We start from the raw sequence: 26,078 nt of genomic DNA, 5'->3' as shown, positions 1-26,078 counted from the left end.
CAATCCAAGAGGTGATTGATGCGCGCCAACTCGTCTGATTCACAAGACACCGTCACAGTGACACAACCGATCAAGGCCGAGCGTCTGCGCTTGCTTGATCGAATCAGCAAATACCGTCAGCCCATCGGCCTGGCCGTCACTTTGCTGTTGTTCGCTATCGCGCTGATTGCCTGTCGCCACCTGCTGAGCGAACTCGATCTGTACGCTCTGCACGACTCGATTCTCGACGTTCCGAAACCGGCATTATTGGGTGCGCTGGGTGCGACCGTGGTCGGCTTCATCATTCTGCTGGGCTACGAATGGTCGGCCAGCCGCTACGCGGGCGTGGCACTGGCGCCACGAATCCTGGCCCTCGGCGGGTTCACCGCCTTCGCCATCGGCAATGCCATCGGCCTCTCGATGCTCTCGGGGGGGTCGGTTCGTTACCGTTTATATGCACGCCATGGCCTGGGCGCTTCTGAAGTCGCTCACATGACGCTGTTCGCCAGCCTCTCGCTCGGCTGCGCCCTGCCCCCACTGGCGGCGCTCGCCACCCTCAGCAATCTGCCTGGCGCCTCTGCCGCCCTGGGTCTGTCCGAGACAATGCTGGGTGCCATCGCCGTGGCCGTTTTGCTGCTCTTTAGCGTACTGGCCATCGGGATTTACCGCCGCCGCCTGCCAGAGCAACCTTACCCGGACAACCTGCTGGTCAAGGTCGGACGCCGCACCTTGCGCCTACCGGGCCGACGCCTGACGTTCCTGCAACTGATCATCACGGCCCTGGACGTTGCCGCCGCGGCAACCGTGCTCTATCTGTTACTGCCAGAAGCGCCACCCTTCGGCGCATTCTTGCTGGTGTACCTGCTGGCCCTGGCCGCCGGAGTGCTCAGTCACGTTCCCGGCGGCGTCGGGGTATTCGAAGCGATTCTGCTGGCCGCCTTCTCCAACACACTCGGCGCTGCGCCACTCGCTGCCGCCCTGCTGCTCTATCGCCTGATCTACGTGGTGCTGCCGTTGCTGGTGGCCTGCGTATTCCTGCTGATCAACGAAGGGCAGCGCCTGTTTCAATCGCGTCAGTCCTTAAGGGTTGCGTCCGGTCTGGCCGCGCCGATTCTGGCAGTGCTGGTGTTTCTGTCCGGCGTGGTGCTGCTGTTCTCCGGCGCCACCCCGGAAATCGACACACGCCTGGAGCACATCGGTTTTCTGATCCCGCATCGACTGGTCGACGCCTCGCACTTCGGTGCCAGCCTGATCGGCGTGCTTTGCTTGCTGTTGGCTCAAGGGCTGCGCCGCCGACTGTCGGCCGCCTGGATGCTGACCACCATCTTGTTGCTGGTCGCAGCCCTGCTCTCTCTGCTCAAGGGTTTCGATTGGGAAGAAGCCTGCTTGCTGACGCTAACTGCGAGCTTGCTGGGGGTTTTCCGCAGCTCGTTCTATCGCCCCAGCCGCCTGACCGAGGTGCCGTTCTCGCCGCTGTATCTGGTGGCGAGCCTGTGCGTACTCGGTGCGTCGATCTGGCTGTTGCTGTTCGCCTATCAGGACGTCCCGTACAGTCATCAGCTCTGGTGGCAATTCACCCTCGACGCCGATGCCCCGCGTGGCTTGCGCTCGCTGCTCGGCGCCGCGGTGCTGCTGGTGGTGGTGTCCCTGACCTGGCTGCTGCGCACTGCGCGCCCGGTGATCCATCTGCCAACGGCCGATGAGCTGGACCGCGCGGTAAAGATCCTGATGGCCTCCGCACAACCGGATGGTGGCCTCGCACTGACCGGTGACAAGGCGTTGCTGTTTCACCCCAACGACGAGGCGTTCCTCATGTACGCCCGCCGTGGTCGCAGCCTGGTGGCCTTGTATGACCCGATCGGCCCGACCCAGCAACGGGCGGAAATGATCTGGCAGTTCCGCGACCTCTGCGACATCCACCACGCCCGCCCTGTGTTCTATCAAGTGCGCGCCGAGAACCTGCCGTACTACATGGACATCGGCCTGACCGCGATCAAACTCGGCGAAGAAGCCCGGGTCGATCTGCATCGCTTTGATCTCGAGGCCAAAGGCAAAGAGATGAAAGACCTGCGCTACACCTGGAACCGCGGCACTCGCGATGGCCTGTCGCTGGAGATCTTTGATCCAGGGCAAGCACCGATGGAAGAACTCAAGGTAATTTCAGATGCCTGGCTGACCGGCAAGAACGTGCGCGAGAAAGGCTTCTCCCTCGGTCGTTTCAGCGATGATTACCTCAAACATTTCCGCGTCGCGGTGATTCGTTTCGAAGGGCGCCCAGTGGCGTTCGCCAACCTGCTCGAGACTTATGGTCATGACCTGGCCAGCCTCGATCTGATGCGCGCGCACCCCGATGCCCCCAAGCTGACCATGGAGTTCATGATGGTCGGCCTGATTCAACATTATAAAAATCATGGATACGCGCGCTTTAGCCTGGGCATGGTGCCGTTGTCGGGGTTGCAACCCCGTCGTGGTGCCCCACTGACCCAGCGTCTGGGTTCGATGGTTTTCCGCCGTGGTGAGCAGCTCTACAACTTTCAAGGCTTGCGCCGTTTCAAAGACAAATTCCAGCCTGACTGGGAACCCCGTTATATGGCCGTGCCCGCCGGACTCGATCCGCTGGTTGCCCTGGCCGACACTGCTGCCCTGATTGCGGGCGGCTTGACTGGATTGGTGAAACGCTGATGATTCAACGCTCCTTGCGGTACGTACTGGCCACACTGGTAGTGCTGGCCCTGATTCTCGGTGGCGGTTACTGGTACCTGAAACGCCCGGCGCCCGAACCGACCCTCGAACAGCTGACGCCGGCCGATGGCGCCGCGATGACCCGTGTCATCCCCGGCAACACGCCACGCGCCCAGGTGCTGGTGGCGGTCAATGAAGACCAGAAGCTCAGCAACAAACAGTTGATGACCTTGAGCCGCACCGGTTCGGCGCAGATTGTTCAGGTGATCCTGCCCAAAGACTGCCTGCTGCAAAGTCGCGCCCTGCAATCGGCCCTCAGAGAACTCAAAGGCCCGGCGACCCTGGTCAGCGGCATCGGCCCTGGCGCCGTGCTGGCGTGGCGCTGGTTGTCCGAGCAGAAGAACGACAAGGCTCAAGCCGTCTCGGTGGACCTGGCCCTGGAAAAACCAGGCTGCACCCACCTGCTACCGAAAAGCGCCGCTCACGGGCACTGGCTGGTGGCCTGGAATGACAACCCGGACGACACCAGCGCCGGCTTCGTGCGCGACCAACCCAACGCCGAAACCAGCATCAGCGACTACGACATCAACCTGCCGCAAGTGCTGAACAACGAACTGCGCAAGATCCTCGTTGGCGGCGATAAAGCCGCCGGCGGCCTGCAGATCCCGGTAGTCGAAGTGCCCGCCGGCCAAGCCAAGGACACCGTGACCCTGTTCCTGTCCGGTGACGGTGGCTGGCGCGACCTTGACCGCGACGTAGCGGGCGAGATGGCGAAGATCGGCTACCCGGTCGTCGGCATCGACACCCTGCGCTACTACTGGCAACACAAGAGCCCGGAGCAAAGCGCCCTGGACCTCGCCGAACTGATGCAGCACTACCGGCAGAAATGGGGCACCAAGCGCTTCATCCTGACCGGTTACTCGTTCGGCGCCGACGTCCTGCCGGCGATCTACAACCGCCTGGAGCCATCGGAGCAGCAACGCGTCGACGCAATTATCCTGCTGGCCTTCGCCCGCACCGGGAGCTTCGAAATCGAAGTCGAAGGCTGGCTCGGCAACGCCGGCAAAGAAGCCGCCACCGGCCCGGAAATGGCCAAGCTGCCGCCGGAGAAAGTGGTGTGCATCTACGGTGAAGAGGAAGTCGACGAGAGCGGCTGTACCGACAAGACTGCGGTTGGAGAGGCGATGAAGCTGCCTGGCGGTCATCACTTCGACGAGAACTATCCGGCTTTGGCACAGCGTTTGGTGGACATCATCGTCAAGCGCCAGGCCAAGGATGCACTGACGCAAAATACTGCGGCGCCAGAGTGATCTGAGCAACGCACAAGAAAAAGCCCCCGCAGCCTTAAGGTTGCGGGGGCTTTTTTGTGAGCAATTGGTTCGTTGTCAGGAGGTAAACCCAGTGGATTCCGGCAGCGTTTCAGTGACAACGCCATTATCTCGCCATCACAACCCTATCCAAGTAAACTCCTTGTATTTTTCAGGAAGGGAAACCGAAATGAGTACAAAGACGCTGGTAATCAACCTCTCCAAAAGCGAAAAGGAAAGGCTGGAAAAACCCGATGACATCCTGCAGGCGGATGCCCTCAAGCGTCTGGACGGACTGATCGGCGAACAACTGAAGGGGATTCCTTCTAAGCGTTACTCCGAGTTCAATGAATCCTCTTTGAGCTATCCACGGCCGCACAACGCGATCCTCGTTCAAGGTGGACGCGGCAGCGGTAAAACCACCTTTCTTCTAAACGCACTTCAACGTCTGAACGATGGAGAAGATCAAGATATTGTCGGTATATCAAGTGACCTCCATGTGCTGCCGATGATTGATCCAACACTGATAGAAACCAAAGAAAACATTGTCATCGTCATCGTCTCGATGATTGAAGCTGCAATTAAAGACTTATCAGACAAAAACGAACAAATGCAAAAAGCCCGGCAAAATTTGTCTGAAGGCCTTGGGTTGCTTGATGGAATCGGATCGAGTTCAGCCTATGGTAGCGAATGGGAGGACGCGAACTGGGTCATGAGCCGTGGCTTGCATAAGGCAAAGAAAGGTCGGTTGTTCGAGCTCAAGTTTGGTGTTTATCTTGAGACAGCACTGGACATGTTAAAAAAGAAAGCTTTCGTACTGGCCTTTGACGACGTCGATACGAACTTTACCCACGGCCACACGATACTCGAGACCATTCGCAAGTATTTGACCTCACCTCGCTTGGTTCTGCTTCTTTCAGGCGACCCAGATCTGTACGGCCGATTACTACGACGAAATATCTACAGCACGTTTGGCGAGCAAGTTCTGAAATACGATTCCGGCATCATCGGAGGTGACAAACAAAACCTCGGAAATGCGGTACTCGAGTTGGAAGAACAATACCTTCTGAAAATCGTACCTCCGCAGAACCGGATTGCGATGCTGCCTTTGGGTGGAATCATGCTGGGGTCAAAGGTTTTCGTGAATAAGGGCAAGAACCAGAAGACTGAACAAGAACTCGCTTTATGGGCTAACGAGCAGATTCGAAAATTACTGCTTGAAAAGGAGGGGCAGTCACAGCGTTTTTTTGACTTCGTCTCTATGGAACACCTGCGTCTGGTAATTGGCTATCTGCAGGCGCTTAACCAAGACGATCAAAAAGCCAGTCGCCAAATGATTTTGAAAGTATTCGAAACTCGCCTGAGAACCAGCCAAGTTCCAACCGACCTCATTGAACGAGGTAATTTCGATTACACCCTGAGATCCGCTTTCGAGTGGTTGGCTAATCAGGACGACGCACCCGACTTGCTCCAGTTCGGCATTCCGGTGGATCCGGTAAGGGCCGTCGCGTTACATTGCTTGGCGCTGGCACTTGCCCAAGGTCTTCATACACAAGACGGAGGAGCTTTAAGGGCGCTGTTTGCGCTCGCACTGCCCGTTACGATGATGCGGCGCCCCGAGAACGTCGACAAAGAGGTCAGAACCTCCATATTCAATTTCCTCTGGACTCAATCCACTCCGTCGCTCCCGGAAATTTCTGCAAGAATCGGCAATATCGACAGATCTCGCAGTCAGGAGATCGGCCGAGTGCGTGCAAGCTCCTTTGGCTCTGTCGGCCTGACCCGAAGACTTCCTTGGAAAGACAATTTACAGCGCGTCTACGGTCTTGCGAGCAAAAAGTTTGAAAAATTAACCATAGCCGAACTGAAGGCAGAGCTTGAGACTACATACCGCGATGCATCAACATTTAGCTGGATTAACAGCCTTTCGGATGGTGATGCCGAGAAACTACAAGTTCGGCAGGGCGTGGGTTGGTTTTCAATCGATGACCTTCTGCAAGACCGCACTGAAAAGTTCAGCGAGGTTCTGAGCCTGATCGTATACAAAAGGTTCAGTGCGCGCGGCGAAGTTTTTCGGTCACTCTCGGCACTTTCACTTTTCGCAGTGATAGGAGACTTACTGAAGTCCGACGACGTTGCAGACCTGACATCACATAGCGTCTCCACCGTCATTCCTCCATTCAAGCGTGAAAAAACACCCGATGAACTCAACACTTCTATCGATGCGGATGACGAGCAAAACGATAACGAATGGGATGTTACTGAGGGCATAACCTACGTTGAGGATGATGGTCAGTTCGAAAAGTTCGTGCAGAACCTTAAGGAATGGCACGCCTTCGCCCGCAGCGAACACCTGAATGCAGCAGTTTCTCCCGCCATTCTGGGGAGCATTGCTTCGCGAATTCATGATGACTTGATGGATCTGGATGAAAAAGTGACATCGTCCTGGAAAAGCGGACAGATCCTACATCGGCAAATCACCAACATCCTCCACGGTATCCTGGTACTCACTTCAGGATTATCCGGTCGCAAAGAAAGTCCAAAGGCCTCCGACCGACCTTTCCGAGAGGCGCTTTTGCGCATCGTTGCCAACAAAAAGGAATTCTCGCTTCACCCGCTGGCAGTCATCCTACTTTCTTGCCCACTCGTCTGGGTTTTCCTCAATCCGCGCGAGGACGACAATCGGAGTGAATCATCCGCAGGCTCACTAAAAGGCACTGCACTCGCAGCCTTGAAGGACTGGAAAAGCAACCAGGCAGCTTTCAACAACGTAAATTCTCTCGACTTCGAGAAATGGCTGACGCCACCAAAAATCCGGATCAAGATCGGCGCCGTCATTCAGTCCGCCAACCAGCGCTCAGTGCTTGCGGACGGTTTCTACGATGTCCTGAACGTTGTGCCGCGCAATGTCACGAAATAAATCCGAGCAGTCCTCGCCCCTTGCAGACGAGCTGTTTGAAGCCCGAGAACTGGTGGACTACGCCAAATGCGTACTGTCCAACCTGGATCTGTTGCGCGCATTCGAGCGTCTGTCGAAATTAGCGCCCGATAAGGCCCTCCTAGCCACGCATTTCACGCCGGATCAAAAGGCAAATCTGAACGAAGAGCATTGCACGGGACGCTTCGTGCAAATGCGCCGACTCCATCCTTCGTTGACCGATGAGGGAGTCGAGAACCGGATTGCGCGGATAGTGAAGCGGATCAACGGCCGAACGGCACTGCCCAATCAGTATCCGGGCAGCCTGCGCCTGGGTCGCCCCCAGAAACCGCAGGTCAGGACGGACGATGATCTGAATGGCAACCTGCCGGAACTGTTGTCCTGCCTCGGCGAAATGTTCCTCTGCGAGGGCAACGATGGTTCTATCCGGGTTCGGACAAGGTTGCTCGAGTCTTGGCAGGATCTCGTGCTGGTGGTTCCGCCACTGCTGATTACGTCAGCCTGGATGGCGGAGCGCCTGCACTTGTCCGACGCCACACCGTCAGTCGATGAGTTGCAACGCGCGGTCGCCCGGATGAACCTATGGCTGTGCGATTCCACCTTGCCGGTGGACGACGATCCGTTTCTCGATCACCTGTGCCGGACCGAGGGGCTAGATGAAACCCATATGCACCTCAATGGCACCACCGAGGCCGAGAAGGTCTGGTGCGATGCGCTGGAGCGTCCGGAACAAGTCGTCGGCGGGCTTACGGCAAAGACCATCAAAGAAGACATCGGCATAAAGGTGCCGATCGGCAACGGTGTGAAGCGCTTGCTGCAGCAAGAAGATCCGGGCCTTACACCGCAACGACTGATGCTGCGGGTCAAAGACGCCGCCGCGCTCAAGGCAGGCCTGTTGAACCACGCGACGCCCAACGTTGAGCCGACGTTCTGCGAGCCTCCGGTTGCGGCCTATCGCCGTGCGCAGGAAAACTGCCTGCGTCGCTTTTCTGCGCAAACACCCAAAGTGGTCAAGGAAGCCTGGCAACTAGTGTCCCTGCTCAAAGGCTTTGACGAAAACCGTCTGGATCACACCGCAGGTTTGCGCTTCTGGCACTACGCACTGCTGCGGGCGCAGTTCTGTCGCCTACTTGTTCAACAATCGAACCAGAAAGGTTTCGACCAGTTCCAGCACATCACGCTCAACGAATTGCGCGAGGCGACGGAGAAAGATTATGCCGAGCGATTCCGGCAAATCGAGCGAGGGCAGCAGAAAGGCGTGGATTTTCTGGAAGGCCGGTTCACCCCGAAAATGACTCCCGATGACACCGCAAAATTGCTCGGAGTGATTCTGCGCGGTTACCTAGAGTTTCTTGGCGAAGGCATTGCGCGGCCGGCCGGGGTGATGCGTGAAGCACGCGAGTATCGCTCCCTATCGGACTTGTTGAGTCGGGTCCGTAGGCTCGAAGTCGGGGACGATCAATTACTCGACAATAGGCGAGAACAGACCAGCCAAAGCAATATTCCGCGCTCGTCCCGACGCTTGCGACTCGGACTGGTGCCGCACTTCGTCAAACAAACCCATAAAAAAGAGCGCGAAGACTTCTTTGGCGGGGAGAAATTGCGCGCGAGTTGCCGGGACGCGAAAGTACGCCACGAATCCGATCAGCGCGCGCGGGCGCTTGTGGCATTGATCCATCGCACACCCGGACTCGAAACGCTGATTCGCGGTATCGATGCCGCCAGCAATGAACGCCACGCCGGCCCCGAGGTGTTCGCCCCGGTGTTTCGCCGCATGCGACATGCCGGCATCCGCCGTTTCACCTATCACGCCGGAGAAGACTTCGGGCACATCATCTCCGGGATCCGGGCGATCCACGAAGCGGTTGTTTTCCTCGACTTCGATGCGGGATGCCGGATTGGCCACGGCACGGCGTCGGGTCTAGACCCGAAGGCATGGTGGGAAGCCGTCAGCGGTTACGTGGTCATGCCGGTGGAGGATCGACTGGACGACCTGGTGTTCGCCAGAGAAATGTTGCTTTCGACCCGCACACACATCGATCGCCTGCCATTGATCGAAGCGGAGATCCAGCGCATGTCGATGAAGATCTGGAACGAGCCGCGCATCACACCTGACCTCCTCGCCGAGGCTTGGAAACTGCGTTCACTTGATCCGCTGGCTCACAACGTGAGTCTGGAGGATGTGGACCCCAATCGAAGGTTCGAAGCGCGCTGCTTTGCCAACGCCCGTCAACGCAACTCAAATGCACTCAAACACTTCTTACGCCGACACGGCATAAACGCGAGCACCGAGGAGCTGAAGGCAGCACGCGAGGACGTGGTCGTTTCGCAGGAGAACGATGTGTTGCGCCCCAAGGTCATCCGAGCCATTCAGAACGCGGTGCTGCGATTGTTGCGTGAACGCTCGATTGCCATTGAGACACTGCCGAGCAGCAACCTGCGGATCAGCATCCACCAGTGCTACAACGATCACCACGCCCGGAACTGGCTGGGTCTTGGCAAGCATCCTGTAGACGGTCCTGTCAGCGTGGTAATCGGCTCGGACGATCCGGGCATTTTCGCGACCGGGTTGCGTCTTGAGTACGCCCACCTTTCGCGAATGCTGCACGCCCATGTCCTGTCGCCCGCAAGTGCTAAGGAGTTACTTCACCGGATGTGTGTGGAAGCCAAGCAGTACCGCTTCTGAAAAACCGGGTCGGAAACCTACACAAAAAAGCCCCCGCTTCCTTATGGTTGCGGGGGCTTTTTTACATGAACAAACATGAAGCGCTACCAGCGAGCCTGACTTCATGTAGATGTTCTGTGATTCCAAGACTAAAGCTGAACATCTATCCACGTTATGTCGTCTTCAACAGCAATAAAGTCGCTATCTGGAGCAGCCAGCAAGCTGCTTTGCTGAGACTTCGTTAACTCCGCCCAGAAGCCATCGGTTACGAATACCAGTCGCTCACCGACGGTCAATGGGTGAAAGACAAAGTCAGGGTCTGGGGCACGATTAACCTTCAGGCATCGGGTTACCCTGTTTCGAGCCGGATCTTGCGCCAGCTCACCGTGCGAACGGTCGCGCCTCCAATTAGCCTTGCAGTGAGGCGGCGTAATCCACTCGATCGTGCCTGTCGGTGTCACTACACCGCACGAACAGTCCCCCTCATACGCAAGCGTGAGCTTCCCATGAGCAGCAAAACCGATCAGGTAACACGTAGTTCCTGTCTGCTCCGCATACAAAGTGGGGTGAAGCTCGGCCAGCACTGAACCAAGTATTTGCTCAACTGCTCCATGCTCAGTGATATCACCCTCCCGATCCATGTGTTTCGGGTAGGCCGCTAAAACACCTCTTACGAAACATTCAGCCAGTTGGCCACTGCCGGGCTTCGACGTACCGTCCGTGATGACGAACAGCCCTCTGTCGCCGTCGCACAGCGCTCCAGCACAGTCATGATTGGCTTTCCTGGTCCGTCCGATGACTGACCTGCTCGTGTATTTCATGCGCTGCCCAGATCCTTCATGCGCATGTGGATGATTCGCCCTCTACCTGGATTCGCCTGCACCGAGCCCGAGCTTTCAATCACGTAGTCGATACCACTGAGCGCCGTGAGCTTTCGAATTCCAGTCGTAATGAAGCCTTTGAGCTCAGGCTCAGCCTGGCGAACTTCTTCCAAAAGCTCTGTACGACCATCAATCAAGATAATGATGTCTTCGACGTCTTTGTGGTACGGATCGCCCTCACCGCGACCGCTAAATGCCTCTAGCTTCGTCGCAAGAAAGTAGGTCGGTTTAAATATCTGGATGACCGTACCGCCGGGCAACGTAAATTTATCAGCCCTCGACAGCCCCTCCACGAACCAACGATTGGCATATCCGAGAACTGCAGGATCAGAAGGCATCACATCAACGACGACGTCGTTGAAGCGGAAACGACAGTTAACTTCATCCTCACCGGTGATCTTGAAGTTCTTGGCCGCCAGCCGTTCTGTGAGGCGTTGCCAGGCGCTAATACCTGCCAGCTCGATCACTAAGTCAACATCATCGGTGAAACGAATGTCGTCCAGCACTGAAGCGTCAGTAACCAGCATGGCCGTGGTGCAACCGCCGACGAAGGCAACCTCAGCGAGAAACTCCTCCCCCAAGCCGTCTGCAACAAACTCTATGAGCTCATAGTTGTGATCAGCATTTGATGACATGTTATTTCAGCCCCATCCCTGCTTTTAGAATGCCAACCGCCACACCACACTCTCGCGGGCCGCCAAGACGGATCGCATCAACAAGCGCTAGATAGTGATAAAGGATTCTGTCCTTCTTCACCGCTTCCGGCACAGTTTTGTAGAGCGGCTCTATCGCCTGACCACGCTCAGTTCCGACTGCATCAGGCCAAACCGGAATCAGCCCGCCCGCGCTCTTGATGCTTTTGGACAGCGCGGGTGCTGCGAAGCCGGTTGGAATACCGCGAACCATTGCGCCCGGCTTCACGGGGAAAAAGTATTTCAGAGCGTGCTCGGTGATTTTCAGTAGCTCTCGCCGATTAACTTTCGCAAGCCCGGTGTCGTAGTCATTGGTCAGCAATCCAGACTCGCGACATCTTGCCATGGAGTTGGAAATCTCACTTTTGCTTAGCCCAAGAGACGCTGACAACGCACGCAACGAGTAAGCTTCACTCCAGCCCGTCAGCGGGGCAGAAGGTACGGATTCCGACCACCCCTCCCATCCATCCTCCTCGCCCAAAGGTGAGTCGAACTCCCGGCGGTGGAATACCACGTCTTCACCACCAGTAAGGTAGGTGGCTAGCGACTCCCCCACTCGCCCCCCTGCCGGCATTCGATTTATCTGCTGGGGCTTCAACAATTCCTCAACCCTGTTCGAATTCGACTCAGATTCCATCTTCCCAAAGAGGTTTTCTTCCTGGGCGTGCAGGCTGGCCATCTTGAACAAAAGCAAAACATCTTGACTCTTCATGAAGCTAGAAACTCCAAGTGTCCACATTCCATAAAACGTGGACACTTGTCTCATTGAAAATGCCGAACCGTCAAGCCCTTCCGATATTTATCAGGTTTCACTGAGAAACCTGCCCCGCCGCGTTTAGTTTTGTTTACTTCAAGGTGTCGCAATATCGGATGACACCCGCGGACCTTGTAGGCAAACTCCGAATCTTGCGTTTGGGCACTTTGATGCCTTGTTGCGCTTTTCTTCGACGGGATACTCTCCGGACGTCGCTGACCATTCAGCGATCGGGTGTGGTAACCCGGCTAGGCAAAGTGCAACACCGCTCCCATCACGATTTCGTGCGTTTTTACGTCTGTAATCCTGTGTTATGGCGGCTGTGCGTGGGAGACCTTCGGGTCTGCCGGTTTCTTTGCTCCTCCGGTTTACCACCCTGCGTACAGCTGCCACCCATTCGTGTGGTAACGAATGCGGCAGCTCCTCGTTTTAAGGAGCGAAACAATGAGCAAAACAAATCCCCCCACACCCTCAGAACTGAAAACCATCGGCCTCACCCCCTTCATCTACTGCTCGAACCAGCCACTGTTCCGTGTCAGTCGAGACGTCCCCCTCGGTGATGCGTTAGCCATGGCTTCTGATTTTCTGTTCCTTGCCAAGGAGCTGACTAAAGACGCTGCCTACGCCCGAGACACCGACCGACATGCCTGGGCCGCGCATTATCTGACGGCAATGAGCAAGGCCGTGATTGATGATGCGGTGAAGGTACTGACGCCGCCACCGCCACCTGCCCGGACAAAAGCTGAATCTAAAAAATAGCGGCCTGAACGCGCATTGCCGTCAGGGAAATGCGTCCACAAAAAAGCCCCCGCAGCCGTAAAGTTGCGGGGGCTTTTTGGTTATAGACGACGCTCTGCCGCGCCGTAGAACTCTTCATCACGTCGAGCACCAACGGCAACGATCAATACCTGAATCGCCTTGCCATCGACTCGATAAACAATTCGCGTGTCGCCTGTTCGGATCCGTCTACAGCCTGCAAGACTGGCTCTTAGTGGCTTGCCGCTCTTGTCCGGCTCACCATTTATAATCCGCTCTTCGATAACATCAAGAATGCGGTTCGCCGCTACAGCGCCCAGCAGATCCAGATCCTTCTGAACCTCTGGATGATAGATAACGCCCCAAACCATCCACAGCTCCTTTAGTCTTTCCTGGCGTACCGCGCCCGCATATCGTCATGGCTGACTGCCTTGCTCTGATCAAAACCGATCAGTCGCTCCCGAGCGGCTGCTTCAATCCTCAGATCTTCAAGCTCATCGAGCATTTCCTGATACGCATCGACATTGATAATGACCGCTGCGGGCTGATTGTCCTTGAAAATGACCAGCCGCTCGGTGGCTCGGCTGGAAATCTCTTTGAGCCTTGCGCTGAACCCCCTAACCATTGCAGTCACCGATATTGCTTGGTCAGCACGCTCTAGTAATGCCGTCATACTCACCTCTCTACACAATCATGCAAATTTGAACACACAGTTCTACGCAGAGTATTGCGTCGAATTAGACATACAGCAAGCTGCAAAAAACACGAACCGATCAAAAGTAAAGGAGCAGAGACGACCGCACATCCCCTGTGGGAGCGGGCTTGGTCCGGGCGGCGTTCCGACGAAGACGGACTGTCAGTCGACATTAATGTTGAATGTCAGACCGCCTTCGCGAGCAAGCCCGCTCCCACAAGGGGTCTTCATTGCCTTCAGGACGAAACACCGCCCACAAAAAAGCCCCCGCTACCACAAGGCAACGGGGGCTTTTTGTTGTGGGTTACATCTCTACCTGCGTCCCCAGTTCAATCACCCGGTTCAGCGGCAGATTGAAGAAGCGCAAATTGCCGTTGGCGTTCTGCAACATGAAGGCGAACAACCCCTCACGCCAGCGGGCCATGCCTTCGAGTTTGGAAGCGATCACCGTCTCGCGGCTGAGGAAGTAGGTGGTGCGCATCGGGCTGAAATCCAGGTCTTCGAGATGACACAGTTTCAACGCTTGAGGCACATCCGGCTCGTCGACGAAGCCAAAGTGCAGGATCACCCGGAAGAAACCTTCGCCGTAGGAATCGACCTCGAAACGCCGGGATGCAGGCACCCGCGGGATGTCTTCGTACACCACCGTCAGCAGCACCACTTGCTCGTGCAGCACCTGGTTATGCAGCAGGTTGTGCAATAGCGCGTGGGGTACAGCGTCCGGGCGCGCGGTCAGAAACACGGCGGTGCCCTGAACGCGATGCGGCGGTTGCACGGCGATGCTGCTGATGAAGATCGGCAGCGGCAAGCCACCCTCGTCGAGACGATCGACCAGCAATTGCTTGCCGCGTTTCCACGTGGTCATCAGCACAAACAGCACGATACCGGCAATCACCGGGAACGCCCCGCCCTGAATGATTTTCGGCACGTTGGCAGCGAAGTACAGACCGTCTACCAAGAGGAATCCGAGCAACAGCGGAACCGCGAGGACCGGTGGCCATTTCCACAGCAGCAATATCACTGCCGACACCAGGATGGTGGTCATCAGCATCGTGCCCGTCACGGCCACGCCGTAAGCCGAAGCCAGCGCGCCGGAGGACTCGAAGCCCAGCACCAACAGGATGACGCCGACCATCAGCGCCCAGTTCACCGCGCCGATGTAGATCTGGCCTTGTTCGGCACTGGAGGTGTGGCGAATGTGCATACGTGGAATGTAACCGAGCTGGATCGCCTGACGGGTCAGGGAGAACGCACCGGAAATCACCGCCTGGGACGCGATCACGGTGGCAAGGGTCGACAATCCTACCAATGGAATCAGCGCCCAGCTCGGTGCCAACAGGTAGAAGGGGTTACGAGCGGCTTCCGGGTCACCGAGCAGCAACGCGCCTTGGCCGAAGTAGTTCAGCACCAGTGCCGGCAGCACGAGGATGAACCATGCGCGAGCGATCGGCTTGCGACCGAAGTGGCCCATGTCGGCGTACAGCGCTTCGGCACCGGTCAACGCCAGCACCACCGCGCCGAGGATCGCCACACCCATGCCCGGATGCTGGGTGAAGAAGCGCACGCCCCACACCGGGTTCAACGCTTTCAACACTTCCGGGTGCTGCATGATGCCGTAGGCGCCCAGCGCCCCCAGCACCAAGAACCAGGTGACCATGATTGGGCCGAACAGGATGCCGATCCGCGCGGTACCGTGACTCTGAATCAGGAACAGCGCCACCAGCACGACCAACGACAACGGGACGACCCAATGGTCGATACCCTCGAAAGCCAGTCCCAGGCCTTCAATCGCCGAGAGCACTGAGATCGCCGGAGTGATCATGCTGTCGCCATAAAACAGCGCCGCGCCGATCAGCCCGCAGACCACCAGCAAACTACGCAACTTCGGATACCCCGCTGCGGCCCGTCGAGCCAAAGCGGTCAAGGCCATGATCCCGCCTTCGCCCTGGTTGTCGGCGCGCAGCACGAACATCATGTACTTGATCGAAACGACCCAGATCAGCGACCAGAAGATCAGCGCCAGGATGCCCAACACGCCGTCATGGTTGACCGGCACGCCATAGCCACCGGAGAACACTTCTTTGAGGGTGTACAGCGGGCTCGTGCCGATATCGCCATAAACCACCCCGACCGCCGCGACCAGCATGCCGATCGGTTTTGCCGCCGAATGCTCAGCGCCCGCCGCCTGACTACTTGCCTGCCCCATCCAAAACTCCTACTACCCAGATCCGGACTTCTTATAAGAAGCACTATGCTTTGCCGTGCAGCATGCACCGTTTTACTTAAGGTTACAGACGTTTCATTGACTGTAAAAATTCGGTAAAGCGTAAAGGCGCGAAGCATAGCGCAGCACTCGTCGTATTTCCCTGCATAAAGCTGGTCAAGTGCGCCTCTCATCGCTAGAATTGCGCACTTTTTGATCAGAGGCACGCCAAGTGCCCGTTTGTCGCCTTGCCGTCTTCGGCTGGAGGCGTCACAAATACCGAGGTTAGACATGTCCACCACTCCTGCGCCGGCCAATCCAAAGGTTGGCTTCGTATCCCTGGGTTGCCCCAAAGCACTGGTCGACTCCGAGCGCATCCTTACCCAGCTGCGCATGGAAGGCTATGACGTTGTGTCCACTTACGAGGACGCCGATGTCGTGGTGGTCAACACCTGCGGCTTCATCGACTCGGCCAAGGCTGAATCTTTGGAAGTGATCGGCGAAGCCATCAAGGAAAACGGCAAGGTCATCGTGACCGGCTGCATGGGCGTCGAAGAAGGCAACATTCGCAAGGTGCACCCAAGCGTGTTGGCCGTGACCGGTCCGCAGCAGTACGAGCAGGTGGTCAACGCCGTGCACGACGCCGTGCCGCCGCGCCAGGATCACAACCCACTGATCGACCTGGTGCCGCCGCAAGGCATCAAGCTGACCCCGCGCCACTACGCCTACCTGAAGATTTCCGAAGGCTGCAACCACAGCTGCAGCTTCTGCATCATCCCGTCGATGCGCGGCAAACTGGTCAGCCGCCCGGTCGGTGATGTACTGGACGAGGCTCAGCGCCTGGTCAAGGCCGGCGTCAAAGAGCTGCTGGTGATTTCGCAAGACACCAGCGCTTACGGCGTCGACGTGAAATACCGCACCGGTTTCTGGAACGGCGCGCCGGTGAAAACCCGCATGACCGAACTCTGTGAAGCCTTGAGCACCCTCGGCGTCTGGGTTCGTCTGCACTACGTTTACCCGTACCCGCACGTCGACGAGCTGATTCCGCTGATGGCCGCCGGGAAAATCCTGCCGTACCTGGACATCCCGTTCCAGCACGCCAGCCCGAAAATCTTGAAAGCGATGAAACGCCCGGCCTTCGAAGACAAGACCCTGGCGCGTATCAAGAACTGGCGCGAAATCTGCCCGGACCTGATCATCCGTTCGACCTTCATCGTCGGCTTCCCCGGCGAAACCGAAGAAGACTTCCAGTACCTGCTGAACTGGCTGACCGAAGCGCAGCTCGATCGCGTCGGCTGCTTCCAGTATTCGCCGGTCGAAGGCGCACCGGCCAACCTGCTGGACGCGGCCATCGTGCCGGACGACGTCAAGCAAGACCGCTGGGACCGCTTCATGGCGCACCAGCAAGCCATCAGCTCGGCACGCCTGCAAATGCGCGTCGGCCGTGAAATCGAAGTGCTGGTCGATGAAGTCGACGAGCAAGGCGCGGTTGGCCGCTGCTTCTTCGATGCTCCGGAAATCGACGGCAACGTGTTCATCGACAACGGCAGCAACCTGAAGCCAGGCGATAAAGTCTGGTGCAAAGTGACCGACGCCGACGAATACGACCTGTGGGCTGAACAGATCTAAACGCAAAAAATACGAAAAGCCCCGCTCTCTTGACGAGATGCGGGGCTTTTTTACGTCTATCGTTTTGTGAGGAAAGGATTCTCGACATTCACAGGAAAAGGGGCAGCCGGCCATGCGCCAACATTCGGTCATCCACACGCCGAAACAGAGCGACTACGAAGAGCTCACTCAGGTCTGGGAAGCCTCGGTGCGCGCCACCCATGACTTTCTGCCGGACAGCTACATCGAATTGTTGAAGAACCTGGTGCTGACCCGCTACCTCGATGCGGTGATGCTGATCTGCACCAAAGACCCGCGCCAGCGCATCACCGGGTTCGCCGGGGTTGCGGCGGGCAAGATCGAAATGCTCTTCATCGACCCGGCTCACCGCGGCCAGGGTCTGGGCAAGCAGTTGCTACGCTATGCGATGGAACACCTGAATGCCGATGAACTGGACGTCAACGAACAGAACCCGCAAGCCTTGGGTTTTTATTTCAAACAGGGCTTCGAGGTGGTTGGCCGGTCGGAAGTCGATGGCATGGGGCAGCCTTATCCGTTGCTGCATATGCGTTTGCGTCAAAACCAGCAACATTCGCGGCATGGCTGACACAGCACAGAACAACTGTGGGAGCGGGCTTGCTCGCGAAAGCGGCCTATCAATCGACATTGATGTTGAAGCTGATGACGCTATCGCGAGCAGGCTCGCTCCCACATTAAAAGCACATGCGGCAAATGGAGCCGGGATTAACCGGCGCCAGGCAGGTACAATGCCCACCCCTTTTTTGTTACGGCCCTGTCATGACTGACCCGATTCGTCTCTCCAAACGCCTCATCGAACTCGTCGGCTGTTCCCGTCGGGAGGCTGAGCTGTTCATCGAGGGCGGCTGGGTCACCGTGGACGGTGAAGTCATCGACGAGCCGCAGTTCAAGGTCGAGAACCAGAAAGTCGAGCTTGATCCCGAAGCCAAGGCCACTGCGCCGGAACCGGTGACCATCCTGTTCAACGTACCTGCGGGCATGGATGCGGAAACAGCCATGGCAACGATCAGCGCCGAGACCTTGAGCGAAGAACACCGCTTCAGCAAACGTCCGCTCAAGGGCCACTTCCTGCGCCTGACTGCCAGCACCGACCTGCAGGCCAACGCCAGCGGTCTTTTGGTGTTCACCCAGGACTGGAAGATCCTGCGCAAACTCACGGCCGACTCCGCCAAGATCGAGCAAGAGTATGTGGTCGAAGTTGAAGGCGACATGGTGGCTCACGGCCTCAACCGCCTGAACCACGGCCTGACCTATAAGGGCAAGGAACTGCCGCCGGTCAAAGCCAGCTGGCAGAACGAAAACCGCCTGCGTTTTGCGATGAAGAACCCACAACCGGGCGTCATCGCCCTGTTCTGCCAGGCCGTCGGCCTGAAGGTTGTCGCCATCCGCCGCATCCGCATTGGCGGCGTGTCCATTGGCAAAGTGCCGTTGGGGCAATGGCGTTACCTGTCCGGCAAAGAGAAGTTCTAAGACTTTTCGCACCGCCACACATTTTGGCGCCGCTGTTTATGCGGCGCCCACTGCTGAATATCAGGACTGCACACCATGATTCATAACGACGTACTGCGCAGCGTGCGCTACATGCTCGACATCAGCGACAAGAAAGTCATCGAGGTCATCAAGCTCGGCGGCATGGACGTGGCCCTGGAAGACCTGGTGACGTACCTCGACAAGAAAGAGGAAGACGAGGAAGGCTTCGTACGCTGCCCGGATGAAGTCATTGCGCATTTCCTCGATGGCCTGGTGATTTTCAAGCGTGGCAAGGACGAAAGCCGTCCACCACAGCCGATCGAAGTACCGGTGACCAACAACATCATCCTGAAGAAACTGCGCGTGGCTTTCGAACTGAAAGAAGACGACATGCACGCCATTCTCAAGGCTTCCGAGTTCCCGGTGTCCAAGCCTGAGCTGAGCGCGCTGTTCCGCAAGTTCGGCCACACCAACTATCGCCCGTGCGGCGACCAGTTGCTGCGCAACTTCCTCAAGGGCCTGACCCTGCGCGTGCGTCCACAGTAAATCGTCCCACCCTCTGTAGGAGCAAAGCTTGCTCGCGATAGCGTTTTCGAGATCGCCATCGCCAGCAAGCTGTGCTCCTACAAGGGACGGCGTCGCAAAGCTGTATAGCGCTTCATTCCTCGCAAAAATAGTGGCTCCGCTTCCGGCGGCTGACGACTAGGGTGTATTGACCCTCAGCTCTCAGGATTCGCCATGCACCCGTACTTTTCCCTGCAAGGCCGCACCGCCCTGGTGACCGGCGGCACCCGTGGTATCGGCAAAATGATCGCCAAGGCCTATGTCGAGGCCGGCGCCACCGTATACGTCTGCGCCCGGGATGCCGAAGCCTGTCAGCAAACGGCTGATGAATTGAGCGCATTCGGACGTTGCCACGCAGTGGCGGCCAACCTGGCCACCGAAGAAAGCGTGCTTCAACTGGCTACGCGACTGGGCGAGCAGATCACTCATCTGGATATTCTGGTGAACAATGCCGGCACCACGTGGGGCGCGCCGCTGGAGAGCTACCCGGTCAAGGGCTGGGAAAAGGTCATGCAGCTCAACGTGACCTCGGTGTTCAACTGCATTCAGCAGTTTTTGCCACTGCTGCGCAACGCCGGTTCGGCAGCGAATCCTGCGCGAATTATCAATATCGGTTCAGTGGCGGGCATTTCGTCCTTCGGCGAGCAGGCTTATGCCTACGGGCCGAGTAAAGCGGCCCTGCATCAACTGTCACGGATTCTCGCGCGGGAGCTGGTGAGCCAGCACATCAACGTCAACGTCATCGCGCCGGGGCGTTTTCCGAGCAAGATGACTCAGCACATCGGCAATGATGAGCAGGCGCTGGCCGACGACACGGCGTTGATTCCAATGAAACGCTGGGGCCGGGAGGAAGAGATGGCGGCGCTGGCGATCAGTCTGGCGAGTACGGCCGGGGCGTATATGACTGGGAATGTTATTCCTTTGGATGGTGGGTTCAGTCTCTAAAGTCGGCGGTGCGGCCATCGCGAGCAGGCTCGCTCCCACATTTGATCCAAGGTGGCCGCAATGTTTTGACCACAGAAGATCCCCTGTGGGAGCGAGCCTGCTCGCGATGGCGGACTGACAGGCGCCACCGATCTGACGGTCGCTCGGGTTATCATGCCCACCCTCACCCCGCCTCGACCCCAGACCATGACCTACAGCGTTTCCCCCATCGGCTTCGTGCGCTCCTGTTTCAAGGAGAAGTTCGCCATTCCGCGCCAGCCACAACTGGCCCCGGCCGCTCGCGGCGTGCTGGAACTGGTGGCGCCGTTCGATCAGGGCGATGCGGTGCAAGGTCTGGAACAGGTCAGCCACGTGTGGCTGCTGTTCCTGTTTCACCAGGCCCTGGAAGAAAAGCCACGACTGAAAGTGCGCCCTCCTCGTCTCGGCGGTAACAAATCCATGGGTGTGTTCGCCACCCGCGCGACGCATCGACCCAATGGCATCGGCCAATCCGTGGTGAAGCTGGACAAGGTTGAAGCCAATCGCCTGTGGATATCCGGCATTGACCTGCTGGACGGTACGCCGATTCTCGACATCAAACCCTACGTGCCTTACGCCGACATCATCGATACGGCCTCCAACCGCATCGCCAGCGCCGCGCCGCAGTTGATTCCCGTGCAGTGGACGGATTCAGCGCTGCAACAGGCCCACGGCCATGCTCAGCGCCTCGAAGAACCGTTAGTGGAGCTGATCGAGCAATGTCTGGCACAAGACCCACGTCCGGCGTACCAGATTCCTACACCCGAACGGGAATACGGCGCGCAGTTCTGGGACCTGGATGTGCGATGGCATTACCCCACGCCTGACCTGATCCGCGTTCTCGAAGTCATTCCCGCGAACGTCTGAACGCCAAAAACGAAAAAGCCCGCGCTGCCTTTACAGGCAACGCGGGCTTTTTCTGGTCACCACCAAACCAATGTGGGAGCGAGCCTGCTCGCGATGGCGGCGCAACATTCAACGATGACGTTGACTGACGGTCCGCTATCGCGAGCAGGCTCACTCCCACAGGCAGAGCAGTGCAGCGGCTTATTACTTCTCGACGAACGCTCGCTCGATCAGGTAATCACCCGGCTCGCGCATCCGCGGCGACACTTTCAGGCCGAAGCTGTTCAACACTTCGCTGGTCTCGTCGAGCATGCTCGGGCTGCCGCACAGCATCGCGCGGTCGTCTTGCGGGTTGATCGGTGGCAGACCGATGTCGCTGAACAGCTTGCCGCTGCGCATCAGGTCGGTCAGGCGACCTTCGTTCTCGAACGGCTCGCGGGTCACGGTCGGGTAGTAGATCAACTTGTCACGCAGGGCCTCGCCGAAGAACTCGTTCTGCGGCAAGTGCTCGGTGATGAACTCGCGGTAAGCGACTTCGTTGACGTAGCGTACGCCGTGGCACAGGATCACTTTTTCGAAACGCTCGTAGGTTTCCGGGTCCTGGATGACGCTCATGAACGGCGCCAGACCGGTACCGGTGCTGAGCAGGTACAAATGTTTGCCAGGCTTCAAGTCATCCAGCACCAGCGTGCCGGTAGGCTTCTTGCTGATGATGATCTCGTCGCCTTCCTTCAGATGCTGCAGCTGGGAAGTCAGCGGGCCATCAGGCACCTTGATGCTGAAGAACTCGAGATGCTCTTCCCAGTTCGGGCTGGCAATCGAGTAAGCGCGCATGAGCGGCCGGCCGTTGGGCTGTTGCAGGCCGATCATCACGAACTGACCGTTCTCGAAGCGCAGACCCGGATCGCGGGTGCACTTGAAGCTGAACAGAGTGTCGTTCCAGTGGTGAACACTGAGGACACGCTCGTGGTTCATGTTGCTCATGTACGTGGGACTCCTGGAGATTTGGTCTGCGCGTGCTCTGCGCCTGCTCTGCAAAAAATGAGCTGCTGTGCGCAATTGCATCGCATTCTAATGGCAGCGACAATATCTGTTAACTGGATTATTAAGATAAGGGTTATCGGTTATATCGATATGCGATTTACTCTCCGTCAACTTCAAGTATTCGTCGCCGTTGCCCAGCAGGAAAGCGTATCCCGTGCTGCGGGTCTGCTCAACCTCTCGCAATCGGCGGCGAGCACCTCGATCACCGAGCTAGAGCGCCAGTCCAGCTGTCAGCTGTTCGACCGCGCCGGCAAACGGCTGAGCCTCAACGCCCTCGGCAAACAGCTGTTGCCGCAAGCGGTGGCGCTGCTCGACCAGTCCAAAGAAATCGAAGACTTGCTCAATGGCAAGTCAGGATTCGGTTCTCTGGCGGTCGGCGCGACCCTGACCATCGGCAATTACCTGGCCACCTTGCTGATCGGCAGCTTCATGCAGCGCCATCCGGAAAGCCAGGTGAAGCTGCACGTACAGAACACTGCCAACATTGTGCAGCAAGTTGCCCACTATGAAATTGATCTGGGTCTAATCGAAGGCGACTGCAGTCATCCGGACATCGAAGTGCAGAGCTGGGTCGAGGATGAGCTGGTGGTGTTCTGTGCGCCCCAGCATCCACTGGCCAAGCGCGGCACGGCGACCATGGAAGAGCTGACCCACGAGGCCTGGATTCTGCGGGAACAGGGCTCCGGCACGCGACTGACCTTTGACCAGGCCATGCGTCACCATCGCAGCTCGCTGAATATCCGGCTGGAACTGGAACACACCGAAGCGATCAAGCGTGCGGTGGAGTCCGGGTTGGGGATTGGCTGCATTTCTCGCCTGGCACTGCGCGATGCATTCCGGCGCGGCAGCCTGGTGCCGGTGGAGACGCCAGATCTGGACCTGGCGCGGCAGTTCTATTTCATCTGGCACAAACAGAAATATCAGACGTCGGCGATGCGTGAATTCCTCGACCTGTGCCGCGCGTTCACCGCAGGGGTTCAGCGCAGCGACGAGATCGTTCTGCCCACCATCGCTTAGAGCAGGATGACCGCCCAGACCAGCGCGATCATGCTCAAGGCTACGAGCTGAGCGGCGCTGCCCATGTCCTTGGCGTTCTTGGACAATGGGTGCAATTCAAGGGAAATACGGTCGATGGCCGCTTCCACTGCCGAATTGAGCAATTCGACAATCAACGCCAACAGGCAGACTGCAATCAGCAACGCCTGCTCGACGCGACTGACGTTCAGGAAGAACGACAGCGGGATCAATATAACGTTGAGCAGCACCAGTTGCCGAAAGGCCGCTTCGCCGGTGAAGGCTGCGCGCAGACCGTCCAGCGAATAACCGGAAGCGTTGAGGATGCGTTTGAGGCCGGTTTGGCCTTTGAAAGGTGACATAAAGTAGGCAACTGACCAAAAAGGAAGTGGGAAAGCTAGATTAAGCACAGTCAAAAAAGCGTGAACGCGTCGCGCCTGGTTAGTTCGAAATTGACTCAAGTTGTTGCAGAAGCAACGCCGCCTGGGTCCGGGTCCGCACATTCAGCTTGCGAAAAATCGCCGTCACGTGGGCCTTGATCGTCGCTTCGGAAACGCTCAGCTCGTAGGCAATCTGCTTGTTCAATAAGCCTTCACAGACCATGGTCAGAACACGAAACTGCTGCGGCGTCAGGCTCGCAAGGCCTTCGCTGGCGGCCTTGGCTTCGGCGGAAACGCTGACCGCCTCAAACGCCTGGGGCGGCCAGAACACATCACCATCGAGCACCGCGCGTACGGCTTTCTGGATGACGCTCAGATCACTGGATTTTGGGATGAAGCCGCTAGCGCCGAATTCACGGGACTTCACCATGATCGAGGCTTCTTCCTGGGCCGATACCATGACCACCGGAATCTGCGGATACTGACCGCGCAACAGCACTAGCCCTGAAAAACCGTAGGCCCCCGGCATGTTCAGGTCCAGCAGGACCAGATCCCAGTCGGACTTCTCGTCCAGACGGGTTTCCAGCTCGGCAATGCTTGCCACTTCCACCAGACGGACTTCCGGGCCCAGGCCCAGGGTCAACGCTTGATGCAGGGCGCTACGAAAAAGAGGGTGGTCATCGGCAATCAGGATTTCGTATGTGGCCATTTTTCAAATGATCCTGTTTTTCAAACAACTCGAGGTACAGCCACGGAGCTGTACCAACAGGGCACGTTCAACGCCAATCACGTGGCTATCCACGTAAAGAATACGGCGTATCAAACTTTGGCCGCGCCCTAATCGGCGCCAAGCATGCCCAGCGAAGCCGGGGTGGTCAAGGTGCATGGCCAGTACAGTTCTTTGCAGTATGGGCGACAATCAGCGCGTGACAGGTGCGCCGTTTTACACAAAAGGCATCAGTTCGGCGTGTGCCGGTGTTGAAACATCCATTTCAAGCTGATGTTTGGCATCAAGGTAATGTTGGCTGAACACGTCGAAATAAGCGTCCAGTGCCGACGCCGCCTCGGTATCACCCGCCAGATCGAGACACAGTGCCGCCACTTCGGCTGTGCATAAATGCTCGCTACGGGTCGATCGACGCAACCGGTACCGCGACAATTTCTCGGGCAACAGGCTCAGGATCGGCAGCCGGTCAAAGTAGGGGCTTTTGCGGAAAATCTTCCGGGCTTCTGTCCAGGTGGCATCCAGCAGAATGAACAGTGGACGCTTCGAACTATCGGCATCGACACTGTTTGTGACACGCTCGGGTTCGACGTACTCACCCGGAAACACCAAGTACGGCTGCCATTGCGGATCGGCCAGCAGCGCCAGCAGTTGCTCATCAACTTCCGTACGCGACCAGATGAACGCATGGTTGTCGCGCACCACATCGGCGATCAGCCAACCGGTGTTGCTCGGTTTGAACACTTCCTTGTTGGTCATGATCAGGCACACGCCAGAGCGGGCCTCCACCTGCGGGCGCCAGGCGCACAGGCAGTGGCTCTCGATCACACGGCAGGCTCGGCAACGCGGCGCCCTCCAGCCTCGGGCCTGAATCGGCTTGATGCCCTCTTCCTCTCGCTCATCGCGCAAGCGGGCGACTGCGTTTGCAGCAAAGCGTGGGATTGCAGGGTTCATCGCAGGCAACGCCGGCAGGGGAAGAAAATCGACACGAAAAACACTCGGCAGGGCAGAAAGTGGCGGCAGTTTATCAGAGCAGCCGGCGCAAGCCTGTACCGTCCAGGCCTCGTCCCCTATAATTCGCCGCCACTGAACGCACAGTCATGTGACGGGTCGAACCACCAGTCACTGAACCAGGAGAGTTTCATGCTGCGCCTTATCGTTCCCACCGCTGCCATTTTGCTGGCGTCGTCCTTCAGCGCTCAGGCTGCTTCCTTGAGTGAGCAGAATCTCAACAGAGAGCTGCGAAACGTCGCCATACAAAGCAGTGTTGGTACTCCACGGGCGATCAACGAAGACATTCTTGATCAGGGCTACACCGTCGAAGGCAACACGCTGATCAACCATTTGAGCGTGCAAAGCAGCCACGCCAACAAGATGCGTGCCGACCCGAAAGCCGTGTATTTCCAGCTTGGCGCCTCTGTATGCAACAACCCATCGTTCCGCAAACTGATGGCCAAGGGCGCGGTCATGCGTTACGACTTCACTGAGGTGAAGACCAACCGCTCAGTCGGCTCCGCCAGTTATCAGGAATCGGACTGCCCGAAAGCGGCTCCGACCAAGAAGAAGTAATCAACGGGAATTGGCGCGCCGCTGTTCATCCTCGGCGCGCAGTTCTGCCAACAGCGCTTGCAAATAACGCGAGCGTCGGTCGGCACCCTCCAAACGCCGGCAGCACTCTTCTTCGAGACTCAAATGATTAGCCTCGGCGGATGATTTCAGTAATCGATACAGTTGCGTATCGATCTCCAGAATAACTCTGGCCATACCTTCCCGCCTCCCTGCACCTCGCCCTTGCTTGAGCGATAAATTCCTTGAACCGCTTGTAACGTGCGTCCTGCCTTTGACGCAAAGTTGTCGTGTCGTGCCTGTAATTTA

Annotated in this window: 24 protein-coding genes; 13 read left to right on the top strand and 11 right to left on the bottom strand. The window is 57.6% G+C overall.

Features of this window, described 5'->3' with window-relative positions:
• Positions 1-18 precede the first annotated feature (18 nt).
• From mprF to IB252_RS01745, 4 genes are all read left to right on the top strand, one after another.
• Positions 19-2,661: a bifunctional lysylphosphatidylglycerol flippase/synthetase MprF gene (gene mprF / locus IB252_RS01760; RefSeq protein WP_192406465.1), complete on the top strand. Its 2,643-nt coding sequence runs from the start codon at positions 19-21 to the stop codon at positions 2,659-2,661.
• Complete coding sequence (locus IB252_RS01755; protein WP_192406463.1) at positions 2,661-3,971, top strand: virulence factor family protein; 1,311 nt, start codon at positions 2,661-2,663, stop codon at positions 3,969-3,971. The genes mprF and IB252_RS01755 overlap by 1 nt, the downstream gene beginning before the upstream one ends.
• Before the next feature lie 187 nt (positions 3,972-4,158).
• Complete coding sequence (locus IB252_RS01750; RefSeq protein ID WP_192406461.1) at positions 4,159-6,888, top strand: hypothetical protein; 2,730 nt, start codon at positions 4,159-4,161, stop codon at positions 6,886-6,888.
• Positions 6,875-9,592 carry an adenosine deaminase gene (locus IB252_RS01745; RefSeq protein WP_192406459.1) on the top strand — a complete coding sequence of 906 codons (2,718 nt, stop codon included), beginning with the start codon at positions 6,875-6,877 and terminating at the stop codon, positions 9,590-9,592. Before IB252_RS01750 ends, IB252_RS01745 begins: the two co-directional genes overlap by 14 nt.
• Before the next feature lie 128 nt (positions 9,593-9,720).
• Here IB252_RS01745 and IB252_RS01740 read toward each other — a convergent pair whose 3' ends face one another.
• Genes IB252_RS01740 through IB252_RS01730 form a run of 3 tightly spaced genes read right to left on the bottom strand, consistent with a single transcriptional unit; the run spans position 9,721 to position 11,856 of the window.
• Complete coding sequence (locus IB252_RS01740; protein ID WP_192406458.1) at positions 9,721-10,392, bottom strand: PP2C family protein-serine/threonine phosphatase; 672 nt, start codon at positions 10,390-10,392, stop codon at positions 9,721-9,723.
• Positions 10,389-11,087, bottom strand: a complete 699-nt coding sequence (locus IB252_RS01735) for a hypothetical protein (protein WP_192406456.1) — start codon at positions 11,085-11,087, stop codon at positions 10,389-10,391. Before IB252_RS01735 ends, IB252_RS01740 begins: the two co-directional genes overlap by 4 nt.
• 1 nt (position 11,088) lies before the next feature.
• The gene (locus IB252_RS01730) at positions 11,089-11,856 is read right to left on the bottom strand and encodes a MarR family transcriptional regulator (protein WP_225607256.1); all 768 of its coding nucleotides are present in this window, start codon (positions 11,854-11,856) and stop codon (positions 11,089-11,091) included.
• A 486-nt stretch (positions 11,857-12,342) separates the two neighbouring features.
• Here IB252_RS01730 and IB252_RS01725 point away from each other — a divergent pair, with 486 nt between their 5' ends.
• Entirely contained in the window at positions 12,343-12,657 is a 315-nt protein-coding gene (locus tag IB252_RS01725; protein WP_192406454.1) for a DUF3077 domain-containing protein, read from the top strand.
• A gap of 80 nt (positions 12,658-12,737) precedes the next feature.
• On the opposite strand, the gene IB252_RS01720 is transcribed toward IB252_RS01725, so the two are convergent.
• The 3 genes from IB252_RS01720 to IB252_RS01710 form a co-directional block, all read right to left on the bottom strand.
• Entirely contained in the window at positions 12,738-13,025 is a 288-nt protein-coding gene (locus tag IB252_RS01720) for a type II toxin-antitoxin system RelE family toxin (RefSeq protein ID WP_192406452.1), read from the bottom strand.
• Positions 13,026-13,036: 11 nt separating this feature from the next.
• Positions 13,037-13,327, bottom strand: coding sequence for a type II toxin-antitoxin system Phd/YefM family antitoxin (locus IB252_RS01715; protein ID WP_192406450.1), 291 nt, complete (start codon positions 13,325-13,327; stop codon positions 13,037-13,039).
• Positions 13,328-13,652: 325 nt separating this feature from the next.
• Positions 13,653-15,554, bottom strand: a complete 1,902-nt coding sequence (locus IB252_RS01710) for a potassium transporter Kup (protein WP_192406448.1) — start codon at positions 15,552-15,554, stop codon at positions 13,653-13,655.
• 288 nt (positions 15,555-15,842) lie between these two features.
• On the opposite strand from IB252_RS01710, the gene rimO reads away from it, so the two are divergent.
• The 6 genes from rimO to tsaA all read left to right on the top strand — a co-directional run bounded on the left by rimO (position 15,843) and on the right by tsaA (position 21,062).
• Positions 15,843-17,180: a 30S ribosomal protein S12 methylthiotransferase RimO gene (rimO, locus tag IB252_RS01705; protein WP_008153968.1), complete on the top strand. Its 1,338-nt coding sequence runs from the start codon at positions 15,843-15,845 to the stop codon at positions 17,178-17,180.
• A 112-nt stretch (positions 17,181-17,292) separates the two neighbouring features.
• The gene (locus tag IB252_RS01700; protein WP_192406446.1) at positions 17,293-17,766 is read left to right on the top strand and encodes a GNAT family N-acetyltransferase; all 474 of its coding nucleotides are present in this window, start codon (positions 17,293-17,295) and stop codon (positions 17,764-17,766) included.
• Positions 17,767-17,957: 191 nt separating this feature from the next.
• Positions 17,958-18,668: an rRNA pseudouridine synthase gene (locus IB252_RS01695; protein WP_192406444.1), complete on the top strand. Its 711-nt coding sequence runs from the start codon at positions 17,958-17,960 to the stop codon at positions 18,666-18,668.
• A 75-nt stretch (positions 18,669-18,743) separates the two neighbouring features.
• The gene (locus IB252_RS01690) at positions 18,744-19,214 is read left to right on the top strand and encodes a DUF1456 family protein (protein ID WP_192406442.1); all 471 of its coding nucleotides are present in this window, start codon (positions 18,744-18,746) and stop codon (positions 19,212-19,214) included.
• A gap of 192 nt (positions 19,215-19,406) precedes the next feature.
• The gene (locus IB252_RS01685; RefSeq protein WP_192406440.1) at positions 19,407-20,177 is read left to right on the top strand and encodes an SDR family oxidoreductase; all 771 of its coding nucleotides are present in this window, start codon (positions 19,407-19,409) and stop codon (positions 20,175-20,177) included.
• A gap of 186 nt (positions 20,178-20,363) precedes the next feature.
• Positions 20,364-21,062 carry a tRNA (N6-threonylcarbamoyladenosine(37)-N6)-methyltransferase TrmO gene (gene tsaA, locus IB252_RS01680; RefSeq protein ID WP_111450979.1) on the top strand — a complete coding sequence of 233 codons (699 nt, stop codon included), beginning with the start codon at positions 20,364-20,366 and terminating at the stop codon, positions 21,060-21,062.
• Between the two features lie 183 nt (positions 21,063-21,245).
• Here tsaA and fpr read toward each other — a convergent pair whose 3' ends face one another.
• Complete coding sequence (gene fpr / locus IB252_RS01675) at positions 21,246-22,025, bottom strand: ferredoxin-NADP reductase (protein WP_003443014.1); 780 nt, start codon at positions 22,023-22,025, stop codon at positions 21,246-21,248.
• A gap of 150 nt (positions 22,026-22,175) precedes the next feature.
• Between fpr and IB252_RS01670 the strand changes: the two genes are divergently transcribed.
• Positions 22,176-23,102: a LysR family transcriptional regulator gene (locus tag IB252_RS01670; RefSeq protein WP_008153977.1), complete on the top strand. Its 927-nt coding sequence runs from the start codon at positions 22,176-22,178 to the stop codon at positions 23,100-23,102.
• Here IB252_RS01670 and IB252_RS01665 read toward each other — a convergent pair.
• From IB252_RS01665 to IB252_RS01655, 3 genes are all read right to left on the bottom strand, one after another.
• Positions 23,099-23,461 (bottom strand): diacylglycerol kinase, encoded by a 363-nt coding sequence (locus IB252_RS01665; protein WP_008153979.1) that lies wholly within the window; start codon positions 23,459-23,461, stop codon positions 23,099-23,101. The two genes, IB252_RS01670 and IB252_RS01665, sit on opposite strands and share 4 nt — an antisense overlap.
• A gap of 79 nt (positions 23,462-23,540) precedes the next feature.
• Positions 23,541-24,188, bottom strand: a complete 648-nt coding sequence (erdR, locus tag IB252_RS01660) for a response regulator transcription factor ErdR (protein ID WP_033053926.1) — start codon at positions 24,186-24,188, stop codon at positions 23,541-23,543.
• 234 nt (positions 24,189-24,422) lie between these two features.
• Positions 24,423-25,157: a tRNA-uridine aminocarboxypropyltransferase gene (locus tag IB252_RS01655; RefSeq protein WP_111450981.1), complete on the bottom strand. Its 735-nt coding sequence runs from the start codon at positions 25,155-25,157 to the stop codon at positions 24,423-24,425.
• Positions 25,158-25,346: 189 nt separating this feature from the next.
• On the opposite strand from IB252_RS01655, the gene IB252_RS01650 reads away from it, so the two are divergent.
• Positions 25,347-25,772: a PA3611 family quorum-sensing-regulated virulence factor gene (locus IB252_RS01650; RefSeq protein ID WP_111450982.1), complete on the top strand. Its 426-nt coding sequence runs from the start codon at positions 25,347-25,349 to the stop codon at positions 25,770-25,772.
• On the opposite strand, the gene IB252_RS01645 is transcribed toward IB252_RS01650, so the two are convergent.
• Positions 25,773-25,967, bottom strand: coding sequence for a hypothetical protein (locus IB252_RS01645; protein ID WP_192406438.1), 195 nt, complete (start codon positions 25,965-25,967; stop codon positions 25,773-25,775). It abuts the gene before it with no gap.
• Positions 25,968-26,078 lie beyond the last annotated feature (111 nt).

It is taken from the genome of Pseudomonas sp. PDM10, assembly GCF_014852295.1.
Lineage (GTDB): Bacteria > Pseudomonadota > Gammaproteobacteria > Pseudomonadales > Pseudomonadaceae > Aquipseudomonas.
This window is presented reverse-complemented; position numbering and strand designations above follow the sequence as displayed.